This window comes from Streptomyces katrae (assembly GCF_002028425.1).
In the GTDB taxonomy this organism is placed as follows: Bacteria; Actinomycetota; Actinomycetes; order Streptomycetales; family Streptomycetaceae; genus Streptomyces; species Streptomyces katrae_A.
Genome location: NZ_CP020042.1, coordinates 1,370,115 through 1,386,043, shown reverse-complemented (window position 1 = coordinate 1,386,043; position 15,929 = coordinate 1,370,115). Strand labels below are relative to the sequence as shown.

The window sequence follows — 15,929 nt, the reverse complement described above, 5'->3', positions numbered from 1 at the left end:
TCCCCTCCGGCCCCGGAGGGGGCAGTATGGGGTGGTCGGAGCGTGACGGACGGGGCAGGACGGGAGTCGGGGCGTGCGGGCGGAGCCGGAGCCGGTGGTCGTGGAGCTGCGCGAGGACGGGCGGCGCGGTGTCCTGCGCACCGAGACGCTGCTCGTGCTCGCGCTCTCGCTGGGCGCGAGCGGCGTCTCGGCGCTGATCAGCTTCATCGGCTCGCTCACCAAGCCCGGCGGCCTCAAGGACCAGGCCGCCACCCTCAACGGCTCCTACGCCCCCGGGCGGCCCTGGCTCGACCTGGCCTGGCAGCTGTTCGGGATCGCCACCGCCCTGGTGCCGGTGCTGCTCGTCGCGCACCTGCTGACCCGCGAGGGCGCTCCCGGGCTGCGGGTGCTGGGCTTCGACCGCACCCGCCCCGGCCCGGACCTGGCCCGGGGCGCGCTGGTGGCCGCCGGGATCGGGAGCGCCGGGCTCGCCTTCTACCTGGCGGCCCGCGCCACCGGGTTCAACCTGACGGTGGTGCCCGAGGCGCTGCCCGACGTGTGGTGGAAGTTCCCGGTGCTGGTCCTGTCCGCGGTGCAGAACTCCGTGGTGGAGGAGGTCATCGTGCTGGCCTACCTGCTGCGCCGGCTCGGCCAGCTGGGATGGTCGCCGACGGCCGCGCTGCTGGCCAGCTCCCTGCTGCGCGGCTCGTACCACCTCTACCAGGGCATCGGCGGGTTCCTCGGCAACGTCGTGATGGGCGTGGTCTTCGTCCTCGCCTACCGGCGCTGGGGCCGGGTGGGGCCGCTGGTCGCCGCGCACGCGCTGCTCGACATCGTGGCCTTCGGCGGGTACGCGCTGCTCGCCGGCAAGGTCGGCTGGCTGCCCACCCCTTAGGGGGCGCTCACGGGGAGGCGTGCAGCTCGCCGTCGATGACGGTGACCGCGTGGCCGGTCAGCAGGGTGCGCTCGCCTTCGAGCCGGACCCGGACCAGGCCCCGGCGCGCCCCGCCCTGCAGGCCGGTCATCTCGGTGCGGCCCGTGCGGGCCGCCCAGAACGGGGCCAGGGCCGTGTGCGCGCTGCCCGTGACCGGGTCCTCGTCGATGCCGAGGGCGGGGAAGAACCCGCGGCTGACGAAGTCGTAGCCGAGGGCGGGGTCCTCGGCGGGGGCGGTGACGATCACCCCGCGGCGGGAGTGGCCGCGCAGGGCCGCGAAGTCGGGGGCGAGCTCCCGTACGGTCCGCTCGTCGGCCAGCTCGACCAGCAGGTCGCCGATGTGCGCGGAGGTGTCGTGGACCGAGCTGATCGCGGCGCCGAGCGCCCGGGCGATCTCCGGCTCGGGTCCGACCGGGGTGAGGGAGGAGGTCGGGAAGTCCATGGTGATGGTGCCGTCCTCGGCGACCTCGGCCGTGAGGACGCCGCAGCGGGCGGTGAACCGGATCAGTCCCTTGGCCAGGCCGCTCGTGGCCAGGGCGTGGGCGGTGGCGAGGGTGGCGTGGCCGCACATGTCGACCTCGGCGACCGGGGTGAACCAGCGCAGCGCCCAGTCGGCGTCCCCGCCGGGCGGCAGCGGGTGGGCGAAGGCGGTCTCGGAGAGGTTGACCTCCGCGGCGACCTGCTGGAGCCAGGCGTCCGGGGGGAAGGGGCCGTCGAGGAGGAGGACTCCGGCGGGGTTGCCGTGGAAGGGGCGGTCGGTGAAGGCGTCGATGATTCGCAGGCGCATGGACCGACCGTAGGGTGCCGCTCCCGACCCGCGCCAAGGCCAATCCGGGATGACTGGACTTGGCGCGGGCGTGGCGGCGGGGTCAGGTCCGGGAGAGGGCCCGGGCGCCGGACAGGAGGGGGATGGGGTTGTAGTTCCCGTCCCCCGCGCCGCAGGCGGTGGTGGTGTCGGCCGTGTTCGAGATCTTCGTGCCGGTGGTGAAGCGGCCGTCACCGCTGGGCAGGAAGGTGCTGAAGTGGTCGGTGAGGTGGCTGGAGTAGTACTGGCACTGCTGGAGGCTGAGGTAGCGCCCCGCGGTCAGGTCCAGGGCCTTGACCGAGGACAGCAGGGGCACGAGGGAGTAGAGCCCGCGGCCGGGACCGCAGGAGACCTGGGTGTCGGGGGTGTCGGAGACGTTGGTCCCGGCGCTCCATCCGCTGCCGCGGCCCGGGACGATCACGGTGAGGTGGTCGTGCTGGAGGTCGGAGTAGTAGACGCACTGGTGCAGGTTGAGGTAGCGGCCGGCGCCCAGGTCGAGCGACTCGAGGGCGGCCCAGGGGAGGACCGGGGCGTAGTTCCCGTCGCCGTTGCCGCAGGACAGGCTCCGGTCCGGTGCGGCCGAGGTGTTGGTACCCGTGGCGAACCGTCCGTCGCGGCTGGGCACGAGCATCGTCATGTAGTCGGCCCCCGGGGTGGGGGCGTAGACGCATTGGTGCAGGTTGAGCGTGTTTCCCGCCAGAGTCCGTGTCCCGTCGGCGGTGGCGGTGGCCGCCGGGCCGTGCAGTACGGACAGCAGCGCGGCGGCGCCGGCCGCGGCGGCGAGCCACTTCCTGATCCGTCCCTGGTGGCGCACGGATGTCCCCTTTCGTCGTCTTCCCGTGGAGTCGCGGGGCAAGAACAGCACGCACGGACGAGCGCCGACTAGGAATTCCCCCGTCATTCCACCCCAAAGGGTGCAGGTGGGTGGTCCAGCCCGCTTGATGAGGCGATGGGGGAGGGTGCGACGATCCCCGGGTGCGCGAGATCGACGAGTTGGTCCATGTGGATGATCCGGCGTGGCCGGAGCTTCGGGAGATGCTTTCGGCGGGCGCCGTGCCCGTTCAGGTGCTCCCTGCCGACGTTGACGAGGGTCGTCGATGCCTTCTGCAGATGCAGGTCACGGCGCGATCGATGCTGGGTGCTCTGGCGTTGAACACCGGCGGTCTGCTCGTGGACAGCGGATGGGTGCGTGTGTTCGGCGGGGGTTCGGTCACGGGTGGGGGGCTCCCGAGTCTGGCGCAGGTCAACCGTTTCCCCGCAGACTTCGATCCGGTCTGGCACCCCGCGGCAGGCCTGGTCGTCGGCCACGACGTCGTCGGCGGGGTCTTCGCGCTGAACGGTGGCGATCCTGCGGCTGCGGGCCGGCCTGGGGCCCCTGGTCAGATGACGTACTTCGCTCCCGACACTCTTGAGTGGGAAGCGATGGAAATGGGCCACTCCGGGTGGGTCTCCTGGCTGCTCTCGGGCCGGTTGGAGACGTTCTATGACGGGCTGCGGTGGCCAGGCTGGCGTGAGGAAGCCGCGGCCCTGGCGTTCCCGCAGGGCATCTCTGTGTATCCGTTCCTGTGGTCCGCGCAGGCCCAAGCCGATCTCGCGGCGACGAGTCGGCGGCCTGTGCCGATGCGCGAGGTCATCGGAGTGGCTGCGGACTTCGCCCGGCAGATGGGGCCGTCCGATCCTGGGTTCCTCGGCGACGTGTAACCGGGTGCACTGCCGCTCGCCGATGTTGTCGGCGAAGTCCGGCCGTCACCTGCGGAGCCTGTCGACGTCTGTCACAGTCCGGGACCGTCGTGACAACCCGGACGGGCCAGGAGGACCGAGCTGAAGTAGTGGCCCTGCTCCTCTTTCGGGTCATCGTCCGCCGCGAAGGGACGCCAGAAGCTCAGCAGCAGGTCAGGTGCCACGAACGACGCAGGGTCTTCTGGATCCGCGAGGATCGTGGTCCGCTCACGCATGCGGCGAACGACCTCGAGTGCAGGCAGGCCGAACACGTCGACGTCGGCGAACCGCACCGTATCTACCGCGCTCGACGGACGCCCCAGCTCGACTGCCTCCAACTGGTCGCGGACGCAGCTGATGCCGATCATCAGGCCGCTCGGGCGGAAGACGTGTTGCCCCGGCCGGTCCGAGTCGGAAATCGCTGTGGGATCGCGCAGCGACAGGAGGGCCGTGTCCGCCTCGTGGCGGGGCATGCCGATCCGCAGAAGACCGACGCCTCTGGGCGGGACGAGCTCGAAGTCCGTACGGACGTGATCGCAAGGGCGTCATCGCCACCCCGACTCGGCTGCCGAGGACAAGGTACCCGCCTCGCTCCGGGATCGGCTGCGATAGTTTCCGATATATCGTTGACGCATCGCGATGGGTCAGCGATAGTGGAAGACGTCAGGGAAAACCCAGTGAGACGAAAGGAGCGCAGTGATGCGTTCACGCGGACAGCACGACCACGGGCATGAGCACGGACGGGGTCACGGCCACTGCGGGCCGGACCGTCGGGAGGAGTTCAGGGGGCTGCGCGCCGCCTTCGGGCCGTTCGGGCCCGGCTTCGGTGGCGGGCCCTTCGGTGGAAGGGGCGGGCGGGGCGGACCGCGCGGGCGGGCGCGGCGCGGTGACGTGCGCGCCTCCATCCTGGCGCTGCTCGCCGACCGGCCCATGCACGGCTACGAGATGATCCAGGAGATCGGCGAGCGCAGCGGCGGGGCGTGGAAGCCCAGCCCGGGCTCGGTCTACCCGACCCTGCAGCTGCTCGAGGACGAGGGGCTGATCAGCAGCGCGAGCGAGGGCGGCAAGAAGCTGTTCACGCTCACCGACGCCGGCCGCGGCGAGGCCGAGTCGGGCCCGGACGCCCCCTGGGCGGACGCCGGGCGCGGCTTCGACTTCGAGGCGATGCACGAGATCCGTGCCGCCGGCGTCGGTCTGATGGAAGCCTTCGGGCAGGTCTTCAAGACCGGCACGCCCGAGCAGCGCGAGAAGGCCCTCGCGGTCGTCAACGACGCCCGCAAGAAGCTGTACCTGATCCTGGCCGACGAGCACTGACCCGGCCGACGGCGACGGCGCGCCCCGCGAGAGCCCTCTCGCGGGGCGCGCCGCCGTGTGCGCGGGGTCAGACGACCAGGGTGGCGAGCCGGCGCAGCGACTCGTTCAGCGCGGCCGTGGCCGAGTCCTTCAGCTTGCCCGCCATGAGGGACACGGCGGCGCCGGTGAACTCGCCGTCGATGCGGACCTTCGTGGCCGTGCCGTCGGGGGTCAGGGTGTACCGGGTCAGGACGGCGACCCCCATCGGCCCCTTGCCCGTGATGGCGAACAGGCGCTGGTCCTCCAGCTCCGAGACCGTCCAGAGGACCTCGGCGGGGAAGCCCATCATCTTCATGTTCTCGGTGAAGGTGGCGCCGACCGCGAGGGTCTCGGGGCCGCCCTTGGGGAAGTCGGTGTGGGTCATGCTCCACTGCCCGTACGCGCCCCAGTCGGTCAGCTGGGCCCAGAGCTTCGCGGCGGGCGCCTCGATGCGTGATTCCGCGGTGACTTCAGCCATGCGTCCACCCCTTCTCGTCGGGTACGTGCGGCGGAACGTAGCCCCGGGGGCCGGAACATTCAATACTGATGGGCTGTCAGAAACCGGGGGTGCCGGACCCTTCGGTGTCGGGTGCGTCTCAACAGGTGTCATCCTGGTGACGCTCCTGACGCACCCTGTCATGATGGCCCGATGCAAGCGTCAGGGAAGAACGCCGGACTGGGCCTCGCCCTCGTCTCGGCGGTTGCGTTCGGTGGTTCCGGCGTCGCGGCGAAGCCGCTGATCGAGGCGGGTCTGGACCCGCTCCACATGGTGTGGCTGCGGGTGGCGGGGGCGGCGCTGGTGCTCTCCCCCCTGGCCTGGCGGCACCGCGCCCTGGTACGGCGGCGGCCCCTGCTGCTGGCCGGCTTCGGGCTGGTGGCCGTCGCGGGTGTGCAGGCCTTCTACTTCGCCTCCCTGTCGCGGATCCCGGTCGGCGTGGCCCTGCTCCTGGAATACCTCGGTCCGGCGCTGCTGCTCGGCTGGATCCGCTTCGTGCAGCGCAAGCCGGTGACCCGGGCGGCCGCGGCCGGCGCGGCGGTGGCCGTGGCGGGGCTGGCCTGCGTGGTCGAGATCTGGGCCGGGCTGAGCCTGGACCCGCTCGGGGTGCTCCTCGGCCTCGCCGCCGCCTGCTGCCAGGCCTTCTACTTCGTCTTCGCCGACCAGGGCACCGACGGCGAGGACGTGCCCGACCCGATGGGCGTGATCGCGTACGGCATGATCGTCGGCGCCCTGGTGATGACCGTGCTGGCCCGCCCCTGGCAGATGGACTGGCAGGTGCTGGGCGGGTACGCGGCGCTCGGGGACCTGCGGGTGCCGGCCCTGGTGCTGCTCGGCTGGGTGGTGCTGGTCGCCACCGTGGCCGCGTACCTGACCGGTGTGGTCTCGGTGCGCATGCTCTCGCCGCAGGTCGCGGGCGTGGTGGCCAATCTCGAGGCCGTCGTCGCCACCGTGCTGGCCTGGGTGCTGCTGCACGAGCACCTTTCGACCTGGCAGATGGCCGGCGGGGCGCTGGTGCTGGGCGGTGCCTTCATCGCGCAGTCCTCGCGGCCGGCCCCGGTGGTGGCGGGGGAATCCGTTCTGCCGGAGGCCGGGGCGGGGGCCGGGGCCGCGGCCGAGCCGGACGCCGAGCCCGAGAGGGCGAGCGCGTAGGGCCGGTGGGGCCCGGTTCGCTCCGGAACGCCCTGGTCCGGACGGCGGGCAGGGCGTAGGGTGCTCGGCATGTACGACACCGTGCTTTCGCCGCCGGCCGCCTAGCGCGGGCGGCCGCCGCCGAACGAGAGACCTGCCAGGGGAAGTTCCCGGGCAGGTCCGTGCTGCCCGCGAAGCGATGACCCGCAGTCCTCATCCTTCACGCAAGCGCGGAGAATCACGTGTCGAACCACTCGCCCGCCACCGGGCGCAGCCTGCTCTACCTCGTCGTCGCCGGAGTCGCCTGGGGCACCGCCGGGGCGGCGGCCTCCCTCCTCTTCCTGGCCAGTGACCTCGGTCCGCTCGCCCTGTCCTTCTGGCGCAGCGCCGGCGGGCTGGTGGTGCTGCTCGGGGTGCTGGCCGTACGCCGTCCCGCGCGAGTGTCGCGCGGGCGGCGGACCCCGGTCCTCTCGCTGATCGGGACCGGTCTGATGTTCACCCTCTTCCAGGCCGCCTACTTCGGGGCGGTGCGTGAAACCGGCCTGGCCGTCGGCACCGTGGTCACGCTGGGCGCGGGGCCCGTGCTGATCGCGCTGGGCGCGCGGTACTGGATGGGCGAGCGGCTCGGCTGGGGTGGAGCGGCCGCCGTCGGCGGTGCCCTGGGCGGGCTCGCGGTCCTGGTGCTGGGTTCCGGGGGCGGCGAGGTGAGGCCGCTGGGGGTCGGCTGGGCCCTGCTGTCCGCTGCCGGGTATGCGGGGATGACGCTGCGGGCGCGGTGGCTCGGGCGGCGCGGGGCGGGCGGGGACCCGCTGGTGACGACCGCCTGGTCGGTGGGGGTGGGCACGGTGTGCCTGCTGCCGCTCGCCGCGGTGGAGGGGCTGCTGCCGCACACCGCCGAGCCGGTGCGGGTGGCCGGGCTGCTGGTGTACGTGGCCGTGGTGCCCACGGCCCTGGCGTACGCCCTGTACTTCACCGGGGCCGCGGTGGTACGGGCCGCGACCGTGTCGGTGATCATGCTGATCGAGCCGGTGAGCGCGGCCGTCATCGCCGTCGTGGTGCTGGGGGAGCGGCTGACCGGCGCCGTGGTGCTGGGCACCGTACTGCTGCTGTCGGCGGTGGGCGCGCTGATCGTGGCGGAGGCGCGCCGCCCCGCGGGCGGGGTGGACCGGCCCGCGGACCGGCGCGCCCGTGAGGCTCAGAGCGCGCTGACGTAGTCCGGGACGGCGATGCCGGGGGCCAGGCCGGCGGCCGGGACGGGCGTGCCGTACGCCGGCGCCACGGGGACCACGCCCGACCAGTGGGGCAGGTCCAGGTCCTCGGCGTCGTCGTTGGGGCCGCCCGTACGGAGCTTCGCGGAGACCTCGTTCAGGTCCAGGCGGATCACCGCCGTGGCCGCGAGCTCCCTGGCGTTGGCCGGCCGGGAGTCGGCGGAGCGGCCGGGCACGACGTGGTCGACCAGGGCGTCCAGGGCCATGCGGCACTCCGCCTCGTCGGTGACCTGGTACGCCGTGCCGTGGACGACCACCGAGCGGTAGTTGATCGAGTGGTGGAAGGCCGACTTGGCCAGCACCAGGCCGTCCACGTGCGTCACGGTCAGGCAGACCGGCAGGCCCGGGTCCGCCTTCCCGGCGGCCAGGAGCGGGCGGGAGCCGGTGGAGCCGTGCACGTAGAGGGTCTCGCCCACCCGGCCGAACAGCGTCGGCAGGACCACCGGCGCGCCGTCGCGGACGAAGCCCAGGTGGCAGAGGTAGGTCTGGTCGAGTATCGAGTGCACCGTCTCGCGGTCGTAGCGGGCCCGCTCGCGGGAGCGGCTCGGGACGGTGCGCTCGGTCGGCGCGTAGTCGACGGGGGTGACGCTCATGGTGCGGACTCCGTTGTACTAGTGCATAATTGGCTTTGTGCTAGGAGAATATACGATCAGTGGGCGCCGCGCATCGGAAATCGCGGCCAGCGTCGAGGCGGGCGTCGGATCGGGCGCCCTCGCGCCCGGAGCGCTGCTGCCGCCGATGCGGGAACTGGCCGGTGAGCTGGGGGTGAACCCCAACACCGTGGCGGCCGCCTACCGGTCGCTGCGCGAGCGCGGGATCATCGAGACCGACGGGCGGCGCGGCAGCCGGGTGCGCGGACGGCCCGCCAGCGCACCCCGCGACGCGCTCCTCCCGGAGGTGCCCGAAGGCGTACGGGACCTCACCCACGGCAACCCGGACGTCTCGCTGCTGCCCTCCCTGGACGGGCCGCTGGCCGCCGCGGCCCGCCGGTACGCGCAAGCCCCCACCCTCTACGGGGACGACCCGGTCCTCCCCGGCCTCGCCCGCCTCGCCCGCGCCGGGTTCGAGGCCGACGGGGTCCCGGCCGGACCCCTGGCGGTGACCTCGGGGGCGCTCGACGGGATCGAACGGGTCCTGGCCGCGCACCTGCGGCCGGGGGACGCGGTGGCGGTCGAGGACCCCGGGTGGGGCAGTGTGCTGGACCTGGCCCCGGCGCTGGGCCTTCGGGTGCTGCCGGTGGCCGTCGACGACCAGGGACCGCGGCCGGAGGCGGTGGCCCGGGCGCTGGAGGCCGGGGCCAGGGCCCTGGTGGTGACGGCCCGCGCCCAGAACCCGACCGGGGCCGCGGTCGGCCCGGAGCGGGCGGCGCTGCTGCGGGAGCTGCTGGCCGGCCGTCCCGAGGTGCTGCTCATCGAGGACGACCACGGGCACGGCATCGTGGACCTGCCGCTCTGCCCGCTGGGCGGGGCCACCCGGCACTGGGCGCTGATCCGCTCCACCGCCAAGGCGTACGGCCCGGACCTGCGGCTCGCCGTGCTCACGGGCGACGCCGTGACGATGGACCGGGTGCGGGGCCGGCAGCGGCTGGGCCCGGGGTGGGTCAGCCGGCTGCTCCAGAGCACGGTGGCGGAGCTGTGGACCGACGGCGCGGTGGACCGGGCGGCGGTGGCCCGCTCGTACGGGCTGCGGCGCGACGGGCTCGTCGAGGCGCTGGCCGAGCGGGGAGTGGCGGCGCACGGGCGCAGCGGGATGAACGTATGGGTACCGGTGGCCGACGAGACGGCGGTGGTCACGCGGCTGCTGACGGCGGGCTGGGCGGTACGGCCCGGGGCCGTCTACCGCGTGGAGGCGGGGCCCGGGGTGCGGATCACGGTCTCCACCCTGCACCGGCGGGACGTGGAACCCCTCGCCGACGCCGTGGCCGCGGCGGTGCGCCCGGCGGCCGGCGCGCGCTTCGACTGAGCGCACGCACGCCAAGACCCCCACCGCGCGGTGCGGCGGGGGTCCGGCGGTGCCGCCGGAAGGGTCAGGCCCTCGTGCGGGCCTGCGGCCGGGCTTGGGTCAGGGCCGCGCCCGCGAGGACGATCAGGGCGCCGACCGGGGTGTTCCAGTGCAGCTGCTCGCCGAGGACCAGGACGCCCGCCGTTGTGGCGATCACCGGGATGAAATACGTGACCATCTGCGCGGTGGTCGGCCCGATCTCCGACACCAGGCCGTACTGCATCTGCAGGGCCGTCCCCGTGCCCAGGGCCCCCAGGGTGATCACCGCGAGGGTGGGCCACAGCGGGAAGGACGTGGGGGCCGGGGTGAACAGGGCGCTGACGGCGGCCAGCTGGAGCGTCGAGATCATCAGCTGCGCCCCGGTCATCGCGACCGGCGAGCCGGAGCTGCCGGCCAGGGTGCGGCGGACGTAGATCCAGCCGATCGGGTAGCAGAGCGAGGCCAGCAGGGCCAGGGCCGTGCCCGTGGCGTCGACGCCCGTGAAGCCCTGCCAGGCGCCGAGGACGGTCAGCACCCCGAGGAAGCCGACGCCCAGTCCCGCGAACCGGCGGCGCGTGGGGCGGTCCTCGGAGAGCGCGACCAGGGAGAGCGCCATACCCCACAGCGGGGAGGTCGCGTTGCAGATCCCGGCCAGGGTCGAGGTGATGGTCTGCTCGGCGTAGGCGAAGAGCGCGAAGGGGGCCGTGTTGAGCAGCAGCGCGGCCACCGTCAGGTGCCCCCAGGTGCGCCGGCCCCGGGGAAGCGGCTCGCGGCGCACGAGCAGCACCGCCAGCAGGGCGAGCGCCCCGAAGAACACCCGGCCGAGGGCGACCTGGAAGGGTGCGAACGCGCCCGTGCCCACCTTGATGAAGAGGAAGCTGAAGCCCCACACCACCGAGAGGAAGGCGAACCGGACGCGCCAGTCGAGGCCGCCGGTACGGGCGGACCCGCGCGGCGGGGCGCAGGAGACGGAGGGGGCGGAGGAGGCGGGGCGGGGGCGGAGGTTCGGCGAGGGGTGGCGGGTGCGCTCATGGAGCTCACTCTCCTGGGCACGACCTCGTAGGACAAGCGAGATTTCCTGCGAACGACGGCGTAGCATCGCTTACATGTTGAACCTGGAACGCCTGCGCACCCTCGACGCCCTCGCCCGCCACGGCTCGGTCAGCGGGGCGGCCTGCGGCCTCCATGTGACCACGTCGGCGGTCTCCCAGCAGATGGCCAAGCTGGAGCGCGAGGTCGGCCAGCCCCTGCTGGCCAAGAACGGCCGGGGGGTCCGCCTCACCGACGCCGGGCGGATCCTCGCCGGCCACGCCGCCCGGATCATCTCCCAGGTGGAGCTGGCCCAGGCCGACGTCGAGGCCCAGCGCGGCCGCGCGGTGGGGGAGCTGCGGATCGGGGCCTTCCCCACGGCCATGCGCGGACTGCTGCCCCGGACCCTGACCTCCCTGCGCGCCGACCACCCCGAGCTGCGGGTGCTGGTGCGGGAGAAGGAGCCCGAGGAGAGCATGGCCGCCGTGGTCCGGGGCGACCTCGACATGGCCCTGGCCATCGACTGGCACAACAAGCGGATGCCGGTCCCGGCCGAGCTGACCCGGACCCACCTCCTGGACGACGGCGCCGACATCGCCGTACCGGAGAACCACCCGCTCGTCGGCCGGACGCAGATCTCCCTCGCCGAGTTCGCCGGGGACGACTGGATCTCCTGGAACGAGGGGCAGTTCTGCCACGAGTGGCTGGTCTTCACCCTGCGCGGCACGGGCATCGAACCGCGCGTCGCGCACATCGCCGAGGAGCACCACACCCAGCTCGCCTTCGTCGAGGCCGGGCTGGGCGTCTGCGTGACGCCCCGGCTGGGCCGGGGGCCGGTGCCGCCGGGGGTGCGCCTGCTGCCGGTGTGCGACACCGTACGGCGTCACGTGTACGCCGTCTGGCGCGCCGACGCCGACCGGCGGCCCTCCATCCGTGCGGCCGTCGAGGCCCTGCGGGAGGCGGCCGCCGCGGTCGCGGCCGCCTCCCCGGCCGACGGGGCCTAGAGCTTGCCGAAGTCCCAGGAGACGATCGCTTCCGGGGTCAGGCGGATCCAGGCGTGCCTGCCGTCGTGCGGCATCTGTTCCAGGCCGAAGTTCTTCCGGGGGAAGAGCCGTTCCGCCTCCTCCAGCTCGGGGCACGGCTCCCCCGTGCGCGGCGCCTCGCCGACGAAGACCGCCGTCCCGGACAGCTCGACCCCGCGCAGCTCCCCGTACGACTCGCCCGCGTCCACCACCACCGAGATCCGCGGGTCCCTGCGCAGGTCGGACCAGCGGCGGCTGCGGGTGATCGAGTACAGCCACAGCGAGGTGCCGTCCCAGGCGAACCACAGGGCCCCCACGTGCGGCCGCCCGTCCGGGGAGACCGTGGCCACCCGGCAGGTGCGCTGCTCGCGCAGGAACGCGTCCACCTCCTCGCCGGTCATCATGACGCGGCGGCCCCGCCGCTGCGCCCCCTGCCCGCCCGTCCTCGTCGCGTCCATCCGACCCGCACCCCTTCACATCTGACTAGGTGTCAGGAATCATGCGTCCTCTTCCGTCTACGCACCAGGGGGAGCCATGCCGGAGTTCGATCCCGCCACCACCGCGCTGCTCACCGTCGAATGCCAGAACGGTGTCGTCGGCGAGGAGAGCGCCCTGCCCGAGCTGGCCAAGGAGGCCCGGGACTCCGGAATGCTCGACCGGGTGGCGGCGCTGGTGGCCGCCGCGCGCGCGGCCGGGGTGCAGGTGGTCCACGCGGTCGCCGAGCGGCGCCCCGACGGGCTCGCGGCCAATGCCAACGCGCGGCTGTTCCGGGCGGCCGGGAAGCTGCCCGTGCGCCAGCTGACCGGCAGCCGGGCCGTGGAGGTCGCCGCCCCGGTCACGGTGGAGGCGCGGGACCTCGTGGTCCGCCGGCTGCACGGACTCTCCCCGATGGCCGGAACCGACCTGGACGCCCTGCTGCGCAACCTCGGGATCCGGACCCTCGTCGTCACCGGGGTCTCCTCCAACATCGCCATCCCGAACACCGTCTTCGACGCCGTGAACCTCGGCTACGAGGTCGTGGTCCCGGCCGACGCCATCGCCGGGGTGCCCGCCTCCTGCACCGCCGAGGTGATCCGCAACTCGCTCGTCCTGGTGGCGTCGGTCACCACGGCCGAGGAACTGCTTTCGCAGTGGGCTCCGCGCCGCTGACCCCCGTAACCTGGGCGGATGTTGTCCGAAGTGATCGCGACCCGCTACGTCACGCCCCTGCGTGAGGGCGGCTCGCTCCCGGGAATCGTCGAGGCCGACGACCTCGGTACCTACGTCATGAAGTTCACCGGAGCCGGCCAGGGCCGCAAGACCCTGGTCGCCGAGGTCGTCTGCGGGCGGCTCGCCCAGCGCCTGGGGCTGCGGGTCCCCCGGCTGGTGCAGATGCAGCTCGACCCCGTCATCGGGCTCGCCGAGCCCGACCAGGAGGTCCAGGAACTGCTCAAGGCCAGCGGCGGGCTCAACCTCGGCATGGACTACCTGCCCGGCTCGATCGGCTTCGACCCGCTCGCCTACTCGGCGGACCCGGTCGAGGCGGGGCGCGTGGTCTGGTTCGACGCCCTGATCAACAACGTCGACCGGTCCTGGCGCAATCCGAACATGCTGGTCTGGCACGGGGACCTCTGGCTCATCGACCACGGCGCCACGATGATCTGGCATCACAACTGGCCCACCGCCCATGCCGCCGCCGCCAAGCCCTACAACGCCTCCGACCACGTCCTGGCCCCCGTCGGCCCGGACATCGCGGCCGCCGCCGCCGAGCTGGCCCCCCTCGTCACCGAAGAGCTGCTCACCGAGGTCGCCGCGGACGTCCCCGACGAGTGGCTCGTCGACGAGCCCGGCTTCGACTCCACCGACGCGGTACGGCGCGCCTACGTGGAGGCGCTGCTGCCGCGCGCGGCCACGATCCACGAGAGGATCACCATGGAGGCCGAGGTCCGTCCGCGGTCCGGCCCTCCGGGCTGGCTCGCCGAGCGCCTCCCTCCCCAGTCGGACAAGAGCAAGAACAAGCAGAAGAGCGGCGACGAGTGACCAAGCGGGACGTGTTCGAATACGCGCTGGTGCGCGTGGTGCCCCGGATGGAGCGCGGCGAGTGCTTCAACGCCGGGGTCATCGTCTACTGCCGGGCGCACTCCTTCGTCGCCGCGCGCACCCACCTGGACGAGGCCAAGCTCCTCGCCCTGGACCCGGAGGCCGACGTGGCCGGGGTCCGGGCGGCGCTGCGCGGGGTCGAGGGGCTGTGCGAGGGCGGCGAGCGGGCGGGCCAGGCGGCGGGGGACGACCCGGGGCGGCGGTTCCGCTGGCTGATCGCCCCCCGCAGCACCGTGGTCCAGCCCGGACCGGTGCACACCGGCCTGACGGCCGATCCCGCCGCGGAGGTGGAGCGCCTGCTGGACCTGCTGGTCCGCTGATCCGCGCGCCCGGGGTCCGCCGTCCGGGGCGCCCGGGCCCCGGACGGCGGACCGGCCGGCCCGCGGCGCGAACGCCGCCGGGCCGGGACCCCGTTGACACGCGGTGCCGCGACTCCTAGCGTCTCCTCAGCTGAAGCTACTAAGCGGTTGCTCACCTCGGGCGGCCGTCTCTCAAGGGCGAGGAGAACCAGCATGTCCACCACCGAGCAGCGCGTCGCGATCGTCACCGGGGCGGCCCGGGGCATCGGCGCGGCCACCGCCCTGCGCCTGGCCGCCGAGGGCCGGGCGGTCGCCGTGATCGACCTGGACGAGGCGGCCTGCAAGGACACCGTCGAGGCCATCACGGCGGCCGGCGGCAAGGCCCTGGCGGTCGGCTGCGACGTCTCGGACGCCGCCCAGGTGGAGGCGGCCGTCGAGCGGGTCGCGAGCACGCTGGGCGCCCCGGTCATCCTCGTGAACAACGCGGGCGTGCTCCGCGACAACCTGCTCTTCAAGATGAGCGACACCGACTGGGACACCGTCATGAACGTGCACCTGCGGGGTGCGTTCCTGATGGCGCGCGCCTGTCAGAAGCACATGGTCGAGGCCAAGTTCGGCCGCGTGGTGAACCTCTCCAGCAGCTCCGCGCTCGGCAACCGCGGCCAGGCCAACTACGCCGCCGCCAAGGCCGGGCTGCAGGGCTTCACCAAGACCCTGGCCATCGAGCTCGGCAAGTTCGGCGTGACCGCCAACGCCGTCGCCCCCGGCTTCATCGCGACCGAGATGACCGCGCAGACCGCGGCCCGCGTCGGAATGGGCTTCGAGGAGTTCCAGCTCGCCGCCGCCTCGCAGATCCCCGTGCAGCGCGTGGGCGTCCCCGCGGACGTGGCCAACGCCATCGCCTTCTTCACCGGCGAGGACGCGGGCTTCGTCTCCGGCCAGGTGCTCTACGTGGCCGGCGGCCCGCTCAACTGACCACACCCCGGAGAGGCAGGGCGTACGGCATGACGTACAACGGCACGGACAGCGGCAAGGCCGCACTGGTCACCGGGGCGAGCCGGGGCATCGGCTACGGGATCGCCGAGGCGCTGGTCGCCCGGGGCGACCGGGTCCTGATCACCGGGCGCAACGAGGACGCGCTCAAGGAGGCCGTCGAGCGGCTCGGCTCGGACCGGGTGATCGGGGTGGCCGGGAAGGCGCACGACGAGGCCCACCAGGCCGTCGCCGTGGAGCGGGCGATGGAGGCCTTCGGCCGCGTCGACTTCCTGGTCAACAACGCGGGCACCAATCCGGTCTTCGGACCCATCGCCGACCTGGACCTCCAGGTGGCGCGCAAGGTCTTCGAGACCAACGTGATCTCGGCCCTCGGCTTCGCCCAGCGGACCTGGCACGCCTGGCAGAAGGACAACGGCGGGGCCATCGTGAACATCGCCTCGATCGCCGGGCTCTCCGCCTCGCCCTTCATCGGGGCGTACGGGATGAGCAAGGCCGCGATGATCAACCTCACCCTCCAGCTCGCGCACGAGATGGCGCCCCGGGTCCGGGTCAACGCGATCGCGCCGGCCGTGGTCAAGACGAGGTTCGCCCAGGCGCTCTACGAGGGCCGCGAGCAGGAGGCCTCGGCGGCCTATCCGCTCGGCCGGCTCGGGGTCCCGGAGGACATCGGGGGAGCGGCCGCATTTCTTACATCTGCACAAGCGGAATGGATTACTGGACAAACCCTGGTCGTCGACGGGGGAATGTTCCTGAATGCCGGTGTGCACTGACCGATAACCGGACGTATTTGCCTCCCCAGGGGAGGCAAATACGTATCGAACACGCGCGAAATCGGTCAAGAGCCTCATGAAACCTGCCCC

At 73.2% G+C, this 15,929-nt stretch carries 19 protein-coding genes; 12 read left to right on the top strand and 7 right to left on the bottom strand.

The window, feature by feature from the left end:
* Positions 1-73 precede the first annotated feature (73 nt).
* The gene (locus B4U46_RS06300) at positions 74-874 is read left to right on the top strand and encodes a CPBP family intramembrane glutamic endopeptidase (protein WP_079424798.1); all 801 of its coding nucleotides are present in this window, start codon (positions 74-76) and stop codon (positions 872-874) included.
* A 7-nt stretch (positions 875-881) separates the two neighbouring features.
* Here B4U46_RS06300 and B4U46_RS06295 read toward each other — a convergent pair whose 3' ends face one another.
* Together B4U46_RS06295 and B4U46_RS06290 are read right to left on the bottom strand one after the other, a co-directional pair.
* Positions 882-1,700, bottom strand: a complete 819-nt coding sequence (locus tag B4U46_RS06295) for a PhzF family phenazine biosynthesis protein (protein ID WP_079424796.1) — start codon at positions 1,698-1,700, stop codon at positions 882-884.
* A gap of 82 nt (positions 1,701-1,782) precedes the next feature.
* Positions 1,783-2,532 (bottom strand): hypothetical protein, encoded by a 750-nt coding sequence (locus tag B4U46_RS06290; RefSeq protein ID WP_079424794.1) that lies wholly within the window; start codon positions 2,530-2,532, stop codon positions 1,783-1,785.
* Positions 2,533-2,693: 161 nt separating this feature from the next.
* Here B4U46_RS06290 and B4U46_RS06285 point away from each other — a divergent pair, with 161 nt between their 5' ends.
* Positions 2,694-3,419, top strand: a complete 726-nt coding sequence (locus B4U46_RS06285; RefSeq protein WP_079424793.1) for a DUF2625 family protein — start codon at positions 2,694-2,696, stop codon at positions 3,417-3,419.
* A gap of 71 nt (positions 3,420-3,490) precedes the next feature.
* Here B4U46_RS06285 and B4U46_RS06280 read toward each other — a convergent pair whose 3' ends face one another.
* A complete protein-coding gene (locus tag B4U46_RS06280; RefSeq protein WP_079424791.1) occupies positions 3,491-3,910 on the bottom strand; it encodes a hypothetical protein in 420 nt (139 codons plus the stop codon).
* Between the two features lie 226 nt (positions 3,911-4,136).
* Between B4U46_RS06280 and B4U46_RS06275 the strand changes: the two genes are divergently transcribed.
* The gene (locus B4U46_RS06275) at positions 4,137-4,751 is read left to right on the top strand and encodes a PadR family transcriptional regulator (protein WP_079424790.1); all 615 of its coding nucleotides are present in this window, start codon (positions 4,137-4,139) and stop codon (positions 4,749-4,751) included.
* Positions 4,752-4,818: 67 nt separating this feature from the next.
* Here B4U46_RS06275 and B4U46_RS06270 read toward each other — a convergent pair whose 3' ends face one another.
* Complete coding sequence (locus B4U46_RS06270; RefSeq protein ID WP_079424788.1) at positions 4,819-5,247, bottom strand: SRPBCC family protein; 429 nt, start codon at positions 5,245-5,247, stop codon at positions 4,819-4,821.
* Between the two features lie 171 nt (positions 5,248-5,418).
* On the opposite strand from B4U46_RS06270, the gene B4U46_RS06265 reads away from it, so the two are divergent.
* Together B4U46_RS06265 and B4U46_RS06260 are read left to right on the top strand one after the other, a co-directional pair.
* A complete protein-coding gene (locus tag B4U46_RS06265) occupies positions 5,419-6,417 on the top strand; it encodes an EamA family transporter (RefSeq protein WP_079424787.1) in 999 nt (332 codons plus the stop codon).
* Between the two features lie 221 nt (positions 6,418-6,638).
* Positions 6,639-7,610 (top strand): DMT family transporter, encoded by a 972-nt coding sequence (locus B4U46_RS06260; protein WP_079424786.1) that lies wholly within the window; start codon positions 6,639-6,641, stop codon positions 7,608-7,610.
* Here the strand turns inward: B4U46_RS06260 and B4U46_RS06255 are convergent.
* Positions 7,592-8,257 (bottom strand): pyridoxamine 5'-phosphate oxidase family protein, encoded by a 666-nt coding sequence (locus B4U46_RS06255; protein WP_079424785.1) that lies wholly within the window; start codon positions 8,255-8,257, stop codon positions 7,592-7,594. The two genes, B4U46_RS06260 and B4U46_RS06255, sit on opposite strands and share 19 nt — an antisense overlap.
* Before the next feature lie 37 nt (positions 8,258-8,294).
* On the opposite strand from B4U46_RS06255, the gene B4U46_RS06250 reads away from it, so the two are divergent.
* A complete protein-coding gene (locus B4U46_RS06250) occupies positions 8,295-9,626 on the top strand; it encodes an aminotransferase class I/II-fold pyridoxal phosphate-dependent enzyme (protein ID WP_079424784.1) in 1,332 nt (443 codons plus the stop codon).
* A gap of 64 nt (positions 9,627-9,690) precedes the next feature.
* Here the strand turns inward: B4U46_RS06250 and B4U46_RS06245 are convergent, their stop codons facing one another.
* The gene (locus B4U46_RS06245) at positions 9,691-10,743 is read right to left on the bottom strand and encodes a DMT family transporter (protein WP_107438232.1); all 1,053 of its coding nucleotides are present in this window, start codon (positions 10,741-10,743) and stop codon (positions 9,691-9,693) included.
* A 7-nt stretch (positions 10,744-10,750) separates the two neighbouring features.
* On the opposite strand from B4U46_RS06245, the gene B4U46_RS06240 reads away from it, so the two are divergent.
* Positions 10,751-11,677 (top strand): LysR family transcriptional regulator, encoded by a 927-nt coding sequence (locus B4U46_RS06240; RefSeq protein WP_079424783.1) that lies wholly within the window; start codon positions 10,751-10,753, stop codon positions 11,675-11,677.
* Here B4U46_RS06240 and B4U46_RS06235 read toward each other — a convergent pair.
* Positions 11,674-12,153 carry a pyridoxamine 5'-phosphate oxidase family protein gene (locus tag B4U46_RS06235; protein ID WP_079424782.1) on the bottom strand — a complete coding sequence of 160 codons (480 nt, stop codon included), beginning with the start codon at positions 12,151-12,153 and terminating at the stop codon, positions 11,674-11,676. The two genes, B4U46_RS06240 and B4U46_RS06235, sit on opposite strands and share 4 nt — an antisense overlap.
* Positions 12,154-12,229: 76 nt before the next feature.
* Between B4U46_RS06235 and B4U46_RS06230 the strand changes: the two genes are divergently transcribed.
* The 5 genes from B4U46_RS06230 (at position 12,230) to B4U46_RS06210 (ending at position 15,839) form a co-directional block, all read left to right on the top strand.
* Entirely contained in the window at positions 12,230-12,844 is a 615-nt protein-coding gene (locus B4U46_RS06230; protein WP_079424780.1) for a cysteine hydrolase family protein, read from the top strand.
* A gap of 18 nt (positions 12,845-12,862) precedes the next feature.
* A complete protein-coding gene (locus B4U46_RS06225; protein ID WP_079424779.1) occupies positions 12,863-13,714 on the top strand; it encodes a HipA family kinase in 852 nt (283 codons plus the stop codon).
* The gene (locus B4U46_RS06220; RefSeq protein WP_079424778.1) at positions 13,711-14,094 is read left to right on the top strand and encodes a DUF3037 domain-containing protein; all 384 of its coding nucleotides are present in this window, start codon (positions 13,711-13,713) and stop codon (positions 14,092-14,094) included. The genes B4U46_RS06225 and B4U46_RS06220 overlap by 4 nt, the downstream gene beginning before the upstream one ends.
* Positions 14,095-14,286: 192 nt before the next feature.
* The gene (fabG, locus tag B4U46_RS06215; RefSeq protein ID WP_079424777.1) at positions 14,287-15,048 is read left to right on the top strand and encodes a 3-oxoacyl-ACP reductase FabG; all 762 of its coding nucleotides are present in this window, start codon (positions 14,287-14,289) and stop codon (positions 15,046-15,048) included.
* A gap of 29 nt (positions 15,049-15,077) precedes the next feature.
* A complete protein-coding gene (locus B4U46_RS06210) occupies positions 15,078-15,839 on the top strand; it encodes an SDR family oxidoreductase (protein ID WP_079424776.1) in 762 nt (253 codons plus the stop codon).
* Positions 15,840-15,929 lie beyond the last annotated feature (90 nt).